This window comes from Faecalibacterium hominis (ex Afrizal et al. 2022), assembly GCF_049545105.1.
In the GTDB taxonomy this organism is placed as follows: domain Bacteria; phylum Bacillota; class Clostridia; order Oscillospirales; family Ruminococcaceae; genus Faecalibacterium; species Faecalibacterium duncaniae.
The window spans coordinates 1975226-1990434 of sequence record NZ_CP186860.1; the positions used below are offsets into that span (position 1 = coordinate 1975226).

General features: G+C 60.5%; 14 protein-coding genes and 2 tRNA genes. 8 read left to right on the forward strand and 8 right to left on the reverse strand.

Annotation, left to right across the window (positions count from 1 at the left end):
- Nucleotides 1–57: 57 nt before the first annotated feature.
- Complete coding sequence (locus tag ACKXGA_RS09605; protein ID WP_156074256.1) at nt 58–888, reverse strand: undecaprenyl-diphosphate phosphatase; 831 nt, start codon at nt 886–888, stop codon at nt 58–60.
- Nucleotides 889–1140: 252 nt separating this feature from the next.
- Here ACKXGA_RS09605 and ACKXGA_RS09610 point away from each other — a divergent pair, with 252 nt between their 5' ends.
- From ACKXGA_RS09610 to ACKXGA_RS09645, 8 genes are all read left to right on the forward strand, one after another.
- On the forward strand, nt 1141–1554 hold the full coding sequence (locus ACKXGA_RS09610; protein ID WP_423729382.1) for an NAD-binding protein: 414 nt from the start codon (nt 1141–1143) through the stop codon (nt 1552–1554).
- A gap of 183 nt (nt 1555–1737) precedes the next feature.
- Nucleotides 1738–2403, forward strand: coding sequence for a potassium channel family protein (locus ACKXGA_RS09615; protein ID WP_005929193.1), 666 nt, complete (start codon nt 1738–1740; stop codon nt 2401–2403).
- Nucleotides 2400–2831 carry a hypothetical protein gene (locus ACKXGA_RS09620; protein ID WP_423729383.1) on the forward strand — a complete coding sequence of 144 codons (432 nt, stop codon included), beginning with the start codon at nt 2400–2402 and terminating at the stop codon, nt 2829–2831. Before ACKXGA_RS09615 ends, ACKXGA_RS09620 begins: the two co-directional genes overlap by 4 nt.
- Entirely contained in the window at nt 2828–4204 is a 1377-nt protein-coding gene (locus tag ACKXGA_RS09625; protein WP_423729384.1) for a PH domain-containing protein, read from the forward strand. Before ACKXGA_RS09620 ends, ACKXGA_RS09625 begins: the two co-directional genes overlap by 4 nt.
- Nucleotides 4205–4297: 93 nt before the next feature.
- A complete protein-coding gene (locus ACKXGA_RS09630; RefSeq protein WP_423729385.1) occupies nt 4298–4954 on the forward strand; it encodes an HAD family hydrolase in 657 nt (218 codons plus the stop codon).
- Between the two features lie 150 nt (nt 4955–5104).
- Nucleotides 5105–5773, forward strand: coding sequence for a hydrolase (locus tag ACKXGA_RS09635; protein ID WP_423729386.1), 669 nt, complete (start codon nt 5105–5107; stop codon nt 5771–5773).
- A gap of 160 nt (nt 5774–5933) precedes the next feature.
- A tRNA-Met gene (locus ACKXGA_RS09640) sits at nt 5934–6010 on the forward strand.
- A 91-nt stretch (nt 6011–6101) separates the two neighbouring features.
- Nucleotides 6102–6176: transfer RNA gene (locus ACKXGA_RS09645), tRNA-Glu, on the forward strand.
- A gap of 131 nt (nt 6177–6307) precedes the next feature.
- Here the strand turns inward: ACKXGA_RS09645 and serS are convergent.
- From serS to mnmE, 7 genes are all read right to left on the reverse strand, one after another.
- Nucleotides 6308–7639 carry a serine--tRNA ligase gene (gene serS / locus ACKXGA_RS09650; protein ID WP_005929185.1) on the reverse strand — a complete coding sequence of 444 codons (1332 nt, stop codon included), beginning with the start codon at nt 7637–7639 and terminating at the stop codon, nt 6308–6310.
- Nucleotides 7640–7884: 245 nt separating this feature from the next.
- A complete protein-coding gene (locus tag ACKXGA_RS09655; protein ID WP_117476658.1) occupies nt 7885–8754 on the reverse strand; it encodes a ParB/RepB/Spo0J family partition protein in 870 nt (289 codons plus the stop codon).
- 3 nt (nt 8755–8757) lie between these two features.
- Nucleotides 8758–9609 carry a ParA family protein gene (locus ACKXGA_RS09660; RefSeq protein WP_156068944.1) on the reverse strand — a complete coding sequence of 284 codons (852 nt, stop codon included), beginning with the start codon at nt 9607–9609 and terminating at the stop codon, nt 8758–8760.
- Nucleotides 9610–9802: 193 nt separating this feature from the next.
- Nucleotides 9803–10597: a ParB/RepB/Spo0J family partition protein gene (locus ACKXGA_RS09665; protein ID WP_156074246.1), complete on the reverse strand. Its 795-nt coding sequence runs from the start codon at nt 10595–10597 to the stop codon at nt 9803–9805.
- A gap of 157 nt (nt 10598–10754) precedes the next feature.
- On the reverse strand, nt 10755–11462 hold the full coding sequence (gene rsmG / locus ACKXGA_RS09670; protein WP_207684357.1) for a 16S rRNA (guanine(527)-N(7))-methyltransferase RsmG: 708 nt from the start codon (nt 11460–11462) through the stop codon (nt 10755–10757).
- A 138-nt stretch (nt 11463–11600) separates the two neighbouring features.
- Entirely contained in the window at nt 11601–13475 is a 1875-nt protein-coding gene (mnmG, locus tag ACKXGA_RS09675; protein WP_423729387.1) for a tRNA uridine-5-carboxymethylaminomethyl(34) synthesis enzyme MnmG, read from the reverse strand.
- A gap of 265 nt (nt 13476–13740) precedes the next feature.
- Nucleotides 13741–15111 carry a tRNA uridine-5-carboxymethylaminomethyl(34) synthesis GTPase MnmE gene (mnmE, locus tag ACKXGA_RS09680; RefSeq protein ID WP_423729388.1) on the reverse strand — a complete coding sequence of 457 codons (1371 nt, stop codon included), beginning with the start codon at nt 15109–15111 and terminating at the stop codon, nt 13741–13743.
- Between the last annotated feature and the right edge of the window lie 98 nt (nt 15112–15209).

Here is a 15209-nt window from a genome sequence, read left to right on the forward strand (position 1 = left end):
TGCCCCAGGGCGCAAAAAAGCCGCCCGTGCGGGCGGCTGGGGTGTTTGGGGAGCGATTTACGCAATGGCGGTGATGGCGGCCACGGCCAGGACGATCAGGCCCAGCACGATGCGGTAAAGACCGAAGAACTTGAAGTTATGGCGCTTGACGTAATCCATCAGGAAGCGGATGGCAGCAAGGCTGACCACAAAGGCGACCACGCAGCCCACCACGAGGACAGCGATCTCGGTGCCGGTCATCGCAGCGCCGGAGAGGACGAACTTGACCACCTTGAGCAGGGACGCGCCCGCCATAACCGGGATGGCGAGGAAGAAGGTGAACTCGGCCACACAGGCACGGGACAGACCCAGCAGCAGGCCGCCCACGATGGTGGCACCGGAGCGGGAGGTGCCGGGGATGATGGCCAGCATCTGCCACACGCCGATGATGAAGGCTTCGCGGTAGGTGATCTGTTCCAGCCGGGTGACATGCGGGGCGGTGCGGCGGTTCTCCACAAGGATGAAGAGGACACCGTACAGGATCAGCATGGCGGCGACTGTAATGTAATTGTAGAAGCGGGCCTCAAACCAGTCGTCCAGCGGGCTGATGATGAGCACCGGGATGGTGGCGGCCACCACCTTGAACCAGAGCTGCCAGACGGCAGGTTTGGAGCAGACGCGGCCATGACGCAGACCAAAGGGCCAGAGCTTATTCCAGAACAGCACCACCACGGCCAGAATGGCACCCAACTGGATGACCACGCGGAACATGGACATGAATTCCTCGCTGGCGTTGAACTTGACCACCTGCTCCACCAGGATCATGTGACCGGTGGACGAGATGGGCAGCCACTCGGTGATGCCCTCCACAATGCCCATCAGGATGGCTTTCAGTATTTCAAGAAACATGGGTTCTCCTCCCTGCAAAGCGGCACAGGCGCTCTGCACACATTCAGATTGGGTTCGCTTTCCAGTATATCATATTCTGAGAGCCTGCGCACGAAAAATCACAAATTTTATACAGGAGCACTGTCTGCTTTTTCTGTATTTATCTGCCGCCGGAAATATGCTATACTGGACACAACGCTTTTCCCTGTGTTTCCTTCTGACACGGACTGCCGGGCCAGATAAAAACAGATTTTGAACAATGAGGTGACATCCATGAATATTCTGGTGATCGGCTGCGACCAGGTGGGCGCGGCACTGGTGCGGGATCTGGAACGCATCGGCCATGATATTTCCCTGGTCGAAAAGGACCCTGAGCAGCTCAAGCGGCTGGACAGCTTTGACGATTACTCCTTTGGCGGCACGGCCCTTGTGGGCGACCCCACCGACCCCGACATCCTCAAGCAGGGCGGCGTGGAGAACTGCGACGCGGTGGCCGCTGTGTGCGAGGATGACTCCGTGAACCTGATGGCCGCACAGATCGCAAAGAACATCTTCCGGCGCGAAAAGGTCATCTGCCGCGTCTCTGACCCGCATTTGCAGGTGCTCTACCACAAGACCTACGAGCTGGACACGATCTGCCCCACCATCCTGACAGAACAGGCCGTGTTCCGTGCGCTGGCGAAGTGAGGAGTAAAACCTCTCAGTCTCGCACCCGCTCGACAGCTCCCCTAGTAGGGGAGCCCTTGGCAAATGCGTAAAGCTTTACCTGACTGCCAAGGCCTCTCCTACTAGGAGAGGTGGCAATGCGAAGCATTGACGGAGAGGTTTTATCCCAAAATAGTTTTACGTAAAGTAATACGAGGTGTCAATATGAAAGTTTGTATTGCAGGCGGCGGGCGTGTTGGGCGGTATCTGGCCCAGAGCCTGCTGACGAACCACCATTCGGTGGTCATCATTGAACCCATCGAGGCCCAGTGCCGGATGCTGGCAGATTCGCTGGACATCCCCGTGATCTGCGGCGATTCCATCAGCGTGGACACCCTGCGCACCGCCGATGTTGGCAGCTGCAACGCCTTTGTGGCCGTGACCGGCTCGGACGAGGACAACCTCGTGGCCTGCCAGATCGCCAAGCGGGAGTTCGGCGTGGACCGCACCGTGGCCCGGGCCTCCAACCCCAAGAACCGGGAGCTGCTGCACACCTTAGGCGTGGACACCGTGGTCTGCGGCACCGACAACCTGAGCCACATTCTGGAGCGGGAGATCGAGACGGATACCATCCGCCAGCTGCTCAGCCTGGGCGGCGGCACGGCCAGTCTGAACGAGATCCTGCTGCCCGAGAACTTCAAGTTTGCGGGCAAGGCCATCATGGATGTGCCCATTCCCGGCGATGCCATTCTGGTCAGCATCACCCGCGACACCGAGTTCATCATCCCCCACGGCAACACCGTTCTGCTGCCCTGGGACCGCATCCTGGTGCTGACGCAGGACGATACCCTGCACCTGCTGACCGATGCCTGGGAGCTGAACAGCAAGTGACGGAGCGGGAGCTGCGCCGCACGGCGCTCATCATCCCGCCCCGGGGCCGGGCTGTGCTCTGCTGCTGGGCCGCCATCCCGGGCCTGTTGGCGGCTCCCTTTGTGTTCTGGCAGAGCCTGCCCGCCGGGATGGTGTTCTGCCTGCTCTGGGCCGCACTGGTGGCGGTGGTGTACCAGCGCGCCTGCAGCTATGCCGCCGCGCTGGGCGCGGAGACCCTGACGGTGTACTCCGGCATTGTCTTCCCGCTGCGGCGGGCGGTCCGCCGCAGGGCCGTAACAGGGCTGTTCCGGCTGCGCACGCCGCTGCTCCGGCTGGCAGGGGGATCGGTGGTCGTCATCACGGCACCGGGCACGCGGCTTATTTTACCGGCGGTCCCGGCAGAGCAGGCCGCTGCCCTCACCCATGTCCTTGCGGAGGAGATCCGATGAATGAACGCCGCCTGCACCCCTTTACCGTCCTGCGGTTTCTGCGCAAGACGCTGGTGGTCTATCTGCTGCCGCTGGTTCAGGTGCCGTTTGAGCGGAACTGGACAGCCCTGCACACGGCTCTGCGGCAGGATGCGCTGCTGTTCCTTTTACTCTGCGCCGTGAGCTGGGGCATCCTGCGTGTGAGCAGCTGGAGCATGGATGACACCGGAGTCTTTCATCTGCACTGGCGGCTGGGCATCCGGCTGGATCGTGCCCTGCGGGGCGAGATGCTGGCTGCATTGACCATCGACCGGCCCCTGCTCTACCGGATGGCCGGGGCAAGCCGCCTGACCCTTTACCCGGTGGGCGCGGCGCAAAAGCACACCCTTTCGGTCTGCCTGCCCAAAGCCGATGCCGAGGCGGTGGCAGACCAGCTGATGCCTCTGGTAAAGCCTGCCCTGCACCGGCCCGCCGGAGGAGAACGGGCGGCGCTGGGCTTTCTGGGAGCAAACGGCCTCTCCACGCTGGCCCTGTTCGTGCTGGCCGTGCGCCAGACCCGGGATGTTCCGGACTGGAACCCTGCCGTTTTTGCCCAGATCCAGGTGAGCTTTCTGGCCCGATTCGCGGCGCGGTGGCTCCCTGCAGGCGCGGCATGGCTGCTGGCGGCCGCAGGCTTTCTGCTGGGGGCCAGCCTGATGCGCAGCTTTGCCCAGACCGTGCACTACACTGTCTGGCACACGGCCGACCAGATCGGCAACAGGGGCGGCTGGCTGGGGCACTTCGAGTGCCGGGTGCGGACAAGCGAGATCAGCTTTGCAGATGTCCGCATCTCCCCCGCCGCCCGGCTGATGAAACGCTGGCCGGTCTTTGTAACGGCGGGCGGCTGCTCCCCCGAACTGCCGCTGTTCGTCTACCGCAGCGGCGAGGAGGCATTGTTCCGGGAGCTGCTGCCGGAGTTCCGGATGCCGCCCGACCTGCTGGCCCGCACCGAGCAGCGCAGTCTCATCTTTTTTGCACCGGCAGGCATTCCCTTTGCCCTCTGCCTGCTGCTGACGCTGGTTTCGGCCACAGTGCTGCCCCAGCTGACCGTGACCCTGCTCATCCCCACGCTCTTCTTTGGGGCACTGCTGGCCGGGGCTGCGGCAGGCTACCGGCGGGAGGGTCTCTGGCTGCGGGAGGGCCGCATGACCCTGCGGCGGCAGCAGGGGCTCTACCTGCATTGCATCTGTGTGTTTCACCCGGATGTCTGCCTGACCGCAGCACAAAGCCCCTGGGCTGCCAGCGTTGGCCGCACCAACCTGACCCTGACCTTTCCCGGCTGGGTAAAGCTCAAGGTGAGGAGCGTGCCGCTGCGGGATGCGGAGAAATTTTTCAGATTTATGGAAACGAATTAAACCTCTCAGCCGCCGATCGACGACAGCTCCCCCAATAAGGGGAGCCCTTGGCATAAAGATAAAGCTATTGTTTTTAGGGGAAGTAAAATTGTTATGATTCATACGGTATTATTTGATTTGGACGGCACTTTGCTGAACACCATCGATGACCTGGCCGATGCAGGCAACTGGGTGTGCGCACAGCACGGGTGGCCGGAGTTTACGGTGGAGCAGTTCAAGCACATGGTGGGCAACGGCATCCCGAAGCTCGTGGAGCGGTTTTCGCCCGCCGATGCCCGCACACCGGAGCAGCTGGCCGCTACGCTGGCGGAGTTTACCGCCCGGTACGATGCCCACAAGGAGGACAAAACCGCGCCTTACCCGGGCATTGCTGCCCTCATTGACGCGCTGAACTCCGCGGGCGTGCAGTGCGCGGTGTTCTCCAACAAGGCTGACCCGCTGTGCGGCAAGATCATCGAGCATTATTTCGGGGCAGGTCGGTTTGTTCTGGTGCGGGGCAGCCGCCCGGGCGTGCCCACCAAGCCCGACCCCACCGGTGTTTACAGCCTGATGCAGGACCTGCATGCAGACCCTGCCAGCACCCTGTTTGTGGGCGACAGCGATGTAGATATCCTGACCGGGCACAATGCCGGTCTGCCTGCCATGGGGGCGCTGTGGGGCTTCCGGGGCCGCGCAGAGCTGACTGCTGCCGGAGCCGATGCACTGGCCGGCGTGCCTGAGGATATTTTAGAATACGTTAGAACACATTAAAGGAACGACCCTCTCCGGTGCTGTGAAGCACGGACGGAGAGGGTCGATTTTTATTTGCAGACTGTTCACAGGATGTTTCTTGCATAAACTCCCCTGTTTTCCTATAATATAGTTCCTATTTGAAACAATTGAGAAACGGAGGACTTGCCCATGGCAGCTGAAAAGAAAACTTCCCCCAACGTAGAAAGCCGCCTGCGCCACAACATCCTGAAAATGCCCCAGGAGGTGTATGCCGCCAGCGGCATCGTCATCAACGGACGGCGGCTGAAAAGCTTTGTATTCACCACCGACCTTGCCATCATCCGCAACTGCGATGCGGACGCGGTGTTCGCGGTCTATCCTTTCACGCCCCAGCAGGCCATCAGCGATGCCATCATCAAGGCATCCTACATCCCGGTGTTCTGCGGTGTGGGCGGCGGCACCACCCACGGCGTGCGCACCCTGAACCTTGCCCGCGACGTGGAGAGCCAGGGTGCCATGGGCGTGGTGCTCAATTCCCCCATCTCTGACCTGAACTTGCTGGCGGTCTCGCGGGTGGTGGACATCCCGGTCATCATCACAGTGACAAAAGAGGACACCAACATCCAGAGCCGCATTGATTCCGGGGCATCCATCCTGAATGTGGCCTGCAGCACCAACACGCCCCGGGTGGTGGCAAAGATCCGGGAGCAGTTCCCGGATGTGCCCATCATCGCCAGCGGCGGCAAGACCGGCGAGAGCATTTCCGCCACCATTGCGGCGGGTGCCAACGCCATTACCTATACGCCGCCCTCTCCGGCTGTGCTGTTCAAGGAAATGATGGAGAGATACCGGGAATGATTTACGCAAGACGCTGTAACTTTTTTCTGTTACAGCGTCTTTTTTACGCCATGAAAGGAGATATTTCAGAAATTTTTGAATTTTTGCGAAATAATTGTTGACAAATCGCGGTCGATTGGCTATAATAATAAAGCACTGTTCAAGTGCACAAAATAAATATGGCGGTATAGCTCAGTTGGCTAGAGCATTCGGTTCATACCCGAAGTGTCACCGGTTCAAATCCAGTTACCGCTACCACGTTACAGAGTTTCGCTAAGATAAGGGGGACGGTCGTCCGCAGTAGTGGATGATGGATGTCGGAGGTTTTAGCGAAGCTCTGTGTTTTTGAGGCCCGTTGGTCAAGCGGTTAAGACACGGCCCTTTCACGGCTGTAACATGGGTTCGATTCCCGTACGGGTCACCAAAAAGCTTCTGATTGAAAAATCAGGAGCTTTTTTCTTTTTGTTTTTTCTACACAACAAAACCCCGCCGTCTGCATCACGCGGACGGCGGGGTTTTCAACATTTTATGAGCGCTTTGTGGAAAAACTCAGGCTCAGCCCTTCTTGTGGGTGGGAACCATAACTTCCAGGCCGCCCATGTAGGGCTGCAGCACCTTGGGGATGGTCACGGAGCCATCGGCCTGCAGATGATTCTCCAGGAAAGCGATCAGCATACGCGGAGGAGCCACGCAGGTGTTGTTCAGGGTGTGGGCCAGATAGGTCTTGCCGTCCTTGCCCTTGACGCGGATGTGCAGGCGGCGTGCCTGTGCATCGCCCAGGTTGGAGCAGGAGCAGACCTCGAAGTACTTCTGCTGGCGGGGGCTCCAGGCCTCGATATCGCAGCTCTTGACCTTCAGGTCAGCCAGATCGCCGGAGCAGCAGTTCAGCTGGCGCACGGGGATCTCCATGCTGCGGAACAGCTCCACGGAGTTCTTCCAGAGCTTCTCGTACCAGTCGGCGCTCTCCTCGGGGCGGCAGACCACGATCATCTCCTGCTTCTCGAACTGGTGGATGCGGTAGATGCCGCGCTCCTCGATGCCGTGTGCGCCCTTCTCCTTGCGGAAGCAGGGGCTGTAGGAGGTCAGGGTCAGGGGCAGAGTAGCCTCGTCCAGGGTCTGGTCGATGAAACGGCCGATCATGGTGTGCTCACTGGTACCGATCAGGTACAGATCCTCGCCCTCGATCTTGTACATCATGGCATCCATCTCGGGGAAGGACATCACGCCCTGCACCACGTTGCCGTGCATCATAAAGGGAGGAATGACATAGGTGAAGCCCTTGTCGATCATAAAGTCGCGGGCGTAGGCCAGCACAGCCTCATGCAGGCGGGCAATGTTGCCCAGCAGGTAGTAGAAGCCATTGCCGGCAACGCGGCCAGCAGCATCCATATCGATGCCGTCAAAGCTCTCCATGATCTCGGTGTGGTACGGGATGGGGAAATCGGGCACCACAGGCTCGCCAAAGCGCTGAGCCTCCACGTTGTAGGTGTCATCGGGGCCGATGGGCACACTGGGGTCGATCATCTGGGGGATGGTGTACATGATCTCCTGGATGCGGTCAGCCAGCTTGGCTTCCTCGGCTTCCAGCTCTGCCATCTTGTCCGCATCGGCCTTGACGGCGGCGTTGTTGGCATCGATCTGTGCCTGCAGCTGGGCCTTCTGGGCCTCGTCGGTGCACTTCTTCAGCTGACCGAACAGGGGGCCGTTGGCCTTGCTCAGCTTGTTGCGGGCAGCCTTCAGGCTCTCAACTTCCTTCAGGCACTCGCGGTACTTTGCGTCCTTCTCGATGACTTCATCCACCAGAGGGAGCTTGGCATCCTGGAACTTCTTCTTGATGTTTTCCTTGACAGCATCCGGGTTGTCACGGACAAATTTGATATCAAGCATGATTTACTCTCCTTACTCTATTTCAGTTCGCATGGGGCGGGTAAGCCCTTTCCCATGCCGTTCAAAGGCGGCGTGCGCCTTAGATCGCTATGTTTTTCTTCTCGGGCAGGCTTGCCTTTGTACAACCCCTCTCAGTCGGGCTTGCGCCCGCCAGCTCCCCTGGTAGGGGAGCCTCTGGCGTATACGAAAAGCTTCCATCGGCTGCCAAGGCCTCTCCTACTGGGCAACAACAATGACGGAGAGGTTTAATCCTCAACCTGATATTGCCCTAATAAGTTTGCAAAAGCCTTCAGCTGCTCATCCGAGTAGAAATGGACGGTCAGCTTGCCCTTGCCGTCGTGGTAGGCCACATTGACCTCACTGCCCAGCGCCTGCTTCAGGCTCTCCTCCACCTCCACAGGCAGGGTGCCGCGCGGGGCGGGCTCCACAGGCTCTTTGGGGGGCTTGGCCAGCTTCTTGCACAGGGCCTCTGCCTGCCGGACATTCAGCTCATGGTCGGCAATGATCTGTGCCGCCTGCTCCTGCAGCTCCGGGGTGGGCAGGCCCAGCACCACCTTTGCGTGGCCCGTGGTGAGGAAACCGCTCTTCAGCAGCTCCAGCACCGTTTCGGGCAGGTTGAGCAGACGCAGGCTGTTGGCCAGCGCACTGCGGCTCTTGCCCAGTTTGCGGGCGGCCTGCTCCTGGGTCAGGTCACAGCGGGTCATCAGCTCCCGGATGCCCAGTGCTTCTTCCACCGGGTCCAGATCCTCACGCTGAAGGTTTTCCACCAGCGCCAGCTCCATGGCCTGCTCATCTGTGACATCCTTCACGACGACGGGTGCCTCGGTCAGGCCCGCCATCCGGCAGGCACGCCAACGGCGCTCACCGGCCACGATGAGATAGCGGTCTACCCCGTGGGGCCGCACCGCGATGGGCTGCAGCAAACCGTGCTCTGAGATGCTGGCCGCCAGCTCTGCCAGCGTTTCCTCATCAAAGGTCTTGCGGGGCTGGGCCGGGTCCGGCTCGATCTCCCGCAGGGGCAGTGTCTCGATCCGGTTATCGGACTCAAAGCTAGGGGCTGTGTCCTCAAACAGACTTTCCAGGCCCCGGCCCAGTCCTCCTCTTTTTTTTGCCATAGGTTACGCTTCCCCCTGCTTCACTTGTTCCAGTGCGCTTTTCTGCTCGGCGGGGGCACTGTTCCCTTTTGTGCGGCGGCGTGCCGGTTCATGCGGGCGGTTGTTCTTTACGAACTCAATGGCAAGATCCATATAAGCCTCGCTGCCCTTGCCCTTGGGCTCATAGAAATTGATGGGCTGGCCGTAGCTGGGCGCTTCCGAGATGCGGATGGTGCGCGGGATGGTGGTCTTGTAGACCTTGGAGCCAAAATACTTTTTGACCTGATCCACCACCTGCAGCGTCAGGTTGAACCGCCCGGAGAACATGGTGAACACCACACCCTCGATGTCCAGATAGGGGTTGTACTTCTTGCGGATGGTCTTGAGGGTGCTGATGAGCTCCGACAGGCCCTCCAGTGCGTAATACTCACACTGGATGGGGATAAGCACGCTGTCGCAGGCGCACAGACCGTTCAGGGTGAGCAGATCCAGGCTGGGCGGGCAGTCCACAAAGATGAAGTCGTAGTCCTTCTGCACCGAGGCCAGCGCCTTGCGCAGGCGGCTTTCGCGGCCCGGCAGATCGATCATCTCCAGACCCGCACCCGCAAGCCGGGTGTTGGAACCGATGACATCGGTGCGGAACTCGGTCTTGCGGATGGCATCCTTTGCCTCCGCCTCACCGATCAGCAGCTCATAAGTACCCACATCGACACTCCGCTTGGGAATGCCGTAACCGGTGGTGGTATTGCCCTGCGGGTCCAGATCGACGATGAGCGTCTTTTTGCCCAGAGCCGCAACGCAGGACGAAAGGTTCACGGCCGTGGTGGTCTTGCCCACGCCGCCTTTTTGGTTTGCAATTGCAACGATTTTAGCCACGCTCTTTGTTTCCTCCCGGGAAAATTATTTGTTCCACGTGGAACATTCGAGGCCGGGCCCCGCTGTTTTCCCGCCAGCAAAGCCCCTTTAAAGACTAGTATAGCACATCAGCGCGGCTTTTTGAACCGGTTTCCCGATTATTTTGCGTAAAAACCCTGTGGAATTGCATTTTTTGTGAAAATTGCGATGCGTTTTATCTTTGCGCGGCTGCAGTTGGGATGCGCACCGTGTATTCGATATAGCCGTCCCGCTCTTCCCTGTGGGCCGTAGCTGGCACACCGTTGTCCGTCATCAGCCGGATGGCATGGTCGATGGTGTTGACAAAGATGCGCACATCCTTGACCATGGAGATGCGGTGTCTGCCCGGGGCGGCGGCATTGAGCACCTGCTCAATGTACAGGTCGGTCTGCCGGGCATTCATCCGCCGCTTGGCAATGGTGATAAGGGCTTCGCTCCGCCGGTTCTCGGGCAGGCGCAGGACAGCCCGGGCGTGGCGCTCGGTCAGGCCATTGTCCAGCACGAACTGCCTTTGGTCGGTGGTCAGCTGCAGCAGCCGCAGCTTGTTGGCAAGGGTGGGCTGTGCCATGCCCAGCCGCTTGGCCGCCTCGGCCTGGGTGCAGTCCCAAAGGGCGATCACATCCCGCAGCCCCTGTGCCTGCTCAAAGGGGTTCAGGTCTTCCCGCTGGATGTTTTCCAGCAGCCCCAAAGCCGCAGTCCGCTGGTCGCCGCAGTCGCAGAGGATGGCCGGGATGGTCTCCATCTTGGCCAGCTTGCAGGCGCGGAGCCGCCGCTCCCCTGCCACCAGCTCGTAACCACCCTCGACCTTCCGCACCGAGATGGGCTGAAGCAGGCCGTTTTCCCGGATGCTCTGAGCCAGCCCCGCCAGCTCCTTTTCATCAAAAACAGTCCGAGCCTGAAACGGCGAGGGACGGATGCTTTCCACAGGCAGGGTGTAGATCTTTCCGGCAGATTTCTTCCATTCGAACATGATTCTTTCCCCTTTCGCTGAAATGTGACGCAGTTTTCCACTGTTTCCCGGGAAACGGTGGAAAACTCACTCATTGCAGTTCCAGTGTACCAGAAATCAAAAAGCCCTGCCAGAAGAATCGTTCGGCAGGGCTTGGCATTTATCTTGCGGTTTTGCGTTATTTCAGCGGAGATTTTGCGATCTTTCCACCGTTTCTGGGGTAGGCTGTCGGAGTTTGCGAAATCTTTTTGCAGAGGATGAGGGTGCGGGTATCGCCGCCCGGCAGATGCAGGGTGCGGGTCTCCTTATACTCACCGCCCAGCTTCCGGATGGCACCGCGGGCTGCAGCCAGCTCCTCCTCGCCGGAAGCGCCTTTCATGGCAAGGAAGCTGCCACCCACCTTGACCAGCGGTAAGCAGTATTCGGCCAGCATGGGCAGAGCCGCCACCGCACGGGCAGAGGCCAGATCAAACTGCTCCCGCCATGCTTTGCGGGCGGCTTCCTCGGCGCGCTCCTTGGCAAACTCCACCCCGGTCAGGCCCAGCTGAGCGCAGGCATACTTCAAGAACTCCACCCGCTTGCCGGTGGGCTCCATCAGGGTCAGCTCCAGCTCGGGCTTGTAGATCTTTGTCACGATACCCGGGAATCCGGCACCGGCACCCACGTCCACCATCTTCCCTGCTACCTCGGGCTGGCTGGCAAACAGCAGGCTGTCGAGGAAGTGCTTGTCCTCAATGCCCTCCGGGTCGGTGATGGCGGTCAGATTGACCTTCTGGTTGTAGTCCACCAGGATCTGCGCAAAGGCATCCAGCTGGTCCAGCTGGTCCCCGGTCAGCGCAATGTTCCACATGGAACATTTTTGCTCTAATCTGTTCTTGTCGATCATTTATCTGTCCCTTTTCGTTTTAGGCGATTCTTTTATCTTTCTACCAATGGCTCCCCTATCAGGGGAGCTGTCGCCGCAGGCGACTGAGAGGTTGTACAGAGGTTCTGCCCTCCTTCGTCCAACCTCTCCGTCAGTGCATCAGGTTTTCTCTCTCACTGTTAAAGCAATACTCAGCTGCGCCACATCGGAGGGCGACACACCGGGGATGCGGCCCGCCTGCCCCAGATTCTTCGGGCGGATGCGGGTCAGCTTCTCACGGGCCTCCAGCGTCAGGCCGGTCAGGTCAGCATACTCGAAATCTGCGGGGATCAGGGTCTTTTCGTGGCGGGCCACATCACGGATCATCCGATCCTGCCGGGCAATGTAGCCTGCGTACTTGATCTCGGTCTCCAGCCGCTCGGCCAGCATAGGGGTGATCCCCTCGCCCCAGCCGATCACCCCCGCCAACAGCGGGTAGCTGATCTCGGGGCGGCGGAGCAGCTCCTCGGCAATGCCGCCCTCTGCGGCAGGGGTCAGCCCTGCTGCTTCCATGGCAGCGCGCAGGTCAGCAGTGCGCAGATGGGTCTCGTGCAGGCGGCGGCGCTCCGCTTCCAGAATGCTCTGGGTGTGCTGGTATTTTGCCCAGCGGTCATCCTGCACCAGACCATACTCCCGGCCAATGGGGGTCAGCCGCTGATCGGCGTTGTCCTGCCGCAGGGTCAGGCGGTACTCGCTCCGGCTGGTCATCATGCGGTAAGGGTCCATGACCCCCTTGGTGACAAGGTCATCCACCAGCGTGCCCAGATAGCTGGTCTGGCGCTCCAGGATCAGCTGACTCTCCCCTTTTGCACTGCGGGCAGCGTTCAGACCGGCCAGCAGACCCTGCGCGGCGGCTTCCTCGTAGCCGGAGGTGCCGTTGAACTGGCCCGCGCCATACAGGCCCCGCACCACCTTGCTCTCCAGTGTGGCTTCCAGGCTGGTCGGATCTACGCAGTCATACTCGATGGCGTAGGCCGGGCGCATGATCTCAATGTGTTCAAAGCCCTGAATGCTCCGGTAAAAGGCGTTCTGCACATCCTCGGGCAGGCTGCTGGACGCACCCTGCAGATACATCTCCTCTGTGTTCTCGCCGCAGGGCTCCACAAAGATGGGATGCCGGTCCTTGCCCGCAAAGCGCACCACCTTGTCCTCAATGGAGGGGCAGTACCGGGGGCCAACCCCCTCGATCATGCCGCCATAGAGCGGGCTGCGCTGGATGTTGTCCAGAATGATCCGGTGGGTCTCGGGGTTGGTATAGGCGATCCAGCATTCGACCTTGTTGTGCATGGGTGCATCCGTCAGAAAGCTGAAGGGCTGCAGTTCACTGTCCGGGTCGCCAGGCTGGCATTCCAGCTTGGCGAAGTCGATGCTTCTCCGGTGGACGCGGGCAGGGGTACCGGTCTTGAACCGCCGCAGGGGCAGACCGGCGGCTTTCAGGCTTTCGGTCAGGGCATTGGCGGCGTGCATCCCGTCAGGGCCGGAAGCATACCACGCATCACCGACAAAAATTTTGCCGCCCAGGTTGGTGCCCGTGGCAATGACCACACACTTTGCGCTGTACTCTCCGTTCAGCTGGGTCACAACACCCTTGACATGGCCGTTCTCCACCTCAATGCCCACCACCTCGGCCTGATGGATGGCAAGGCCGGGTGTGAGCTCAAGGGCGTGCTTCATATATTCGTGGTAGCGCTTGCGGTCGGTCTGAACGCGCAGGGCATGAACGGCAGGGCCTTTGCCCTTGTTCAGCATCCGGCTCTGCAGGTAGGTGGCATCCGCCGCAAGGCCCATCACACCGCCCAGCGCATCCAATTCGCGTACCAGCGTTCCTTTTGCAGTCCCGCCGATGCTGGGATTGCAGGGCATGTTGCCAATGGCATCCAGGCTCATGGTAAACACCGCCGTTTTGGCACCCAGCGTGGCAGCAGCGTGGGCCGCTTCAATGCCAGCGTGGCCCGCGCCTATTACGATCACATCATAATCTCCTAAATGGTTCATAACTTTTTCGGATTCCCTCTATTGTCAATGGAACAATCGAAACTGTACCTGCACAGCCCGTCGCGCAGCGACTTCAAATCGGTGGAAAGCAAAAATGCGGTTAAGAGATCTTCGCGCGGGAGCGCGAATCTCCAGCATTTTTGTTTGGAGCTCACTTCTTTGGGGTTACTAGGGGCGAGCAGCCCCTAGTTCGTGCCTCCCGCGCTTCGAAAGTAGCGGGTGCTTTTCTGGTTCTCTTTTGGCACGCAAAAGAGAACATTCCTCATTACTTCCCCACACAGAACCGCTCAAACACTTCATTGATGACATTCTCCGACGCATTTTCGCCGGTGAGGTCACAGAGGGCAGCCAGCGCATCGTCCACACAGACCGATACGGCATCCAGCCCGAACCCGCCGCTGACTGCATCCAGCGCACCGGCCACTGCATCCCGCGCGCGGGTGGCGGCGGCAAGCTGGCGCTGGCCCGAAAGGCTGGCAGCGTGGGGGTCGATGTTGTTGGTGCCCAGCAGGCGGGCAACGGCAGCGGCGATCACCCTGCGGCTCCCCTCTTCCTGGCAGCAGACCGGGATCACCATGGCAAAATCGCCTACAATGATCTCTGCGTCAAACTGAGTGGGCTTGTCCTCTTTGTTGACCAGTGCAATAGCCGGGCGACCAGCGCACCGCTGCGCCAACGCAAGATCCTCCCGGGTCAGGGGCTCAGAGCCATCGAACACCGCCAGGATCAGCCCCGCCTCTTCCAGCTTTTTCCAGCTGCGGCGGATGCCCTCGGCCTCGATCGCATCCTCGGTCTCCCGCAGACCGGCCGTGTCGAACAGGTTCAGCCGGATGTCCCCCAGCCGGACGGCCTGCTCCACCACATCCCGGGTGGTGCCCGCCACGGGGGTGACGATGGCCCGGTCGAACCCGGCCAGCAGATTGAGCAGGGTGGACTTGCCCGCATTGGGCCGCCCCACGATGGCACAGTCCACACCCTCCCGCAGGACAGCACCGGCATCATAATTCCGGATGAGGGTGTCCAGCTCTCCCTTCACGGCAGTCAGGGTGGATACCAGCTGGGCATCCTCCAGCGCGGGAACGTCCTCCTCGGGGAAATCCACCCAAGCAGTCAGATGAGCCTGCAGGGCGGTCAGGGCATCCTTTTCAGCCCCGATCTTTTTCGCCAGCGCGCCGTTCAGGGAGGCATTGGCCAGCGCCGCACCCTGTCTGCCATCGGCAGAGATCAGGTCCATCACAGCCTCGGCCTGGGTCAGTCCCAGCTTGCCGTTCAGGAAGGCGCGGCGGGTGTACTCACCGGGGGCGGCGGGGGCGGCACCGGCTGCGATGCAGCTTTCCACCAGCCGCCGGGCCACCGCACTGCCGCCGTGGCAGGAAAGCTCCACCACATCCTCGCCGGTGTAGCTGTGAGGTGCCCGGAAGAAGAGGGCCACGCCCTCGTCAAAGGCTTCCTCCCCTTCCATGAAATGCCCAAACAGGGCGGTGTAGCCCTTGGCCTCCTCTACCCGCTTTGCCGGGTTGGCCGGGTGGAACACCTTTGCCGCCACGGCATAGCTCTCCGGGCCGGAAAGACGCACCACGGCAATGCCGCCTGCGCCGGGCGCGGTTGCAATGGCCGCGATCGTTGAATGTTCCATGTTGGTGCTCTCCCTCCGCTCTCAAATCAGAATTATTGTATCACGAAGCGACGAAAAAGGAAAGAGACAAAAAGCCCCCTTCCAGTTTTCCACCGGAA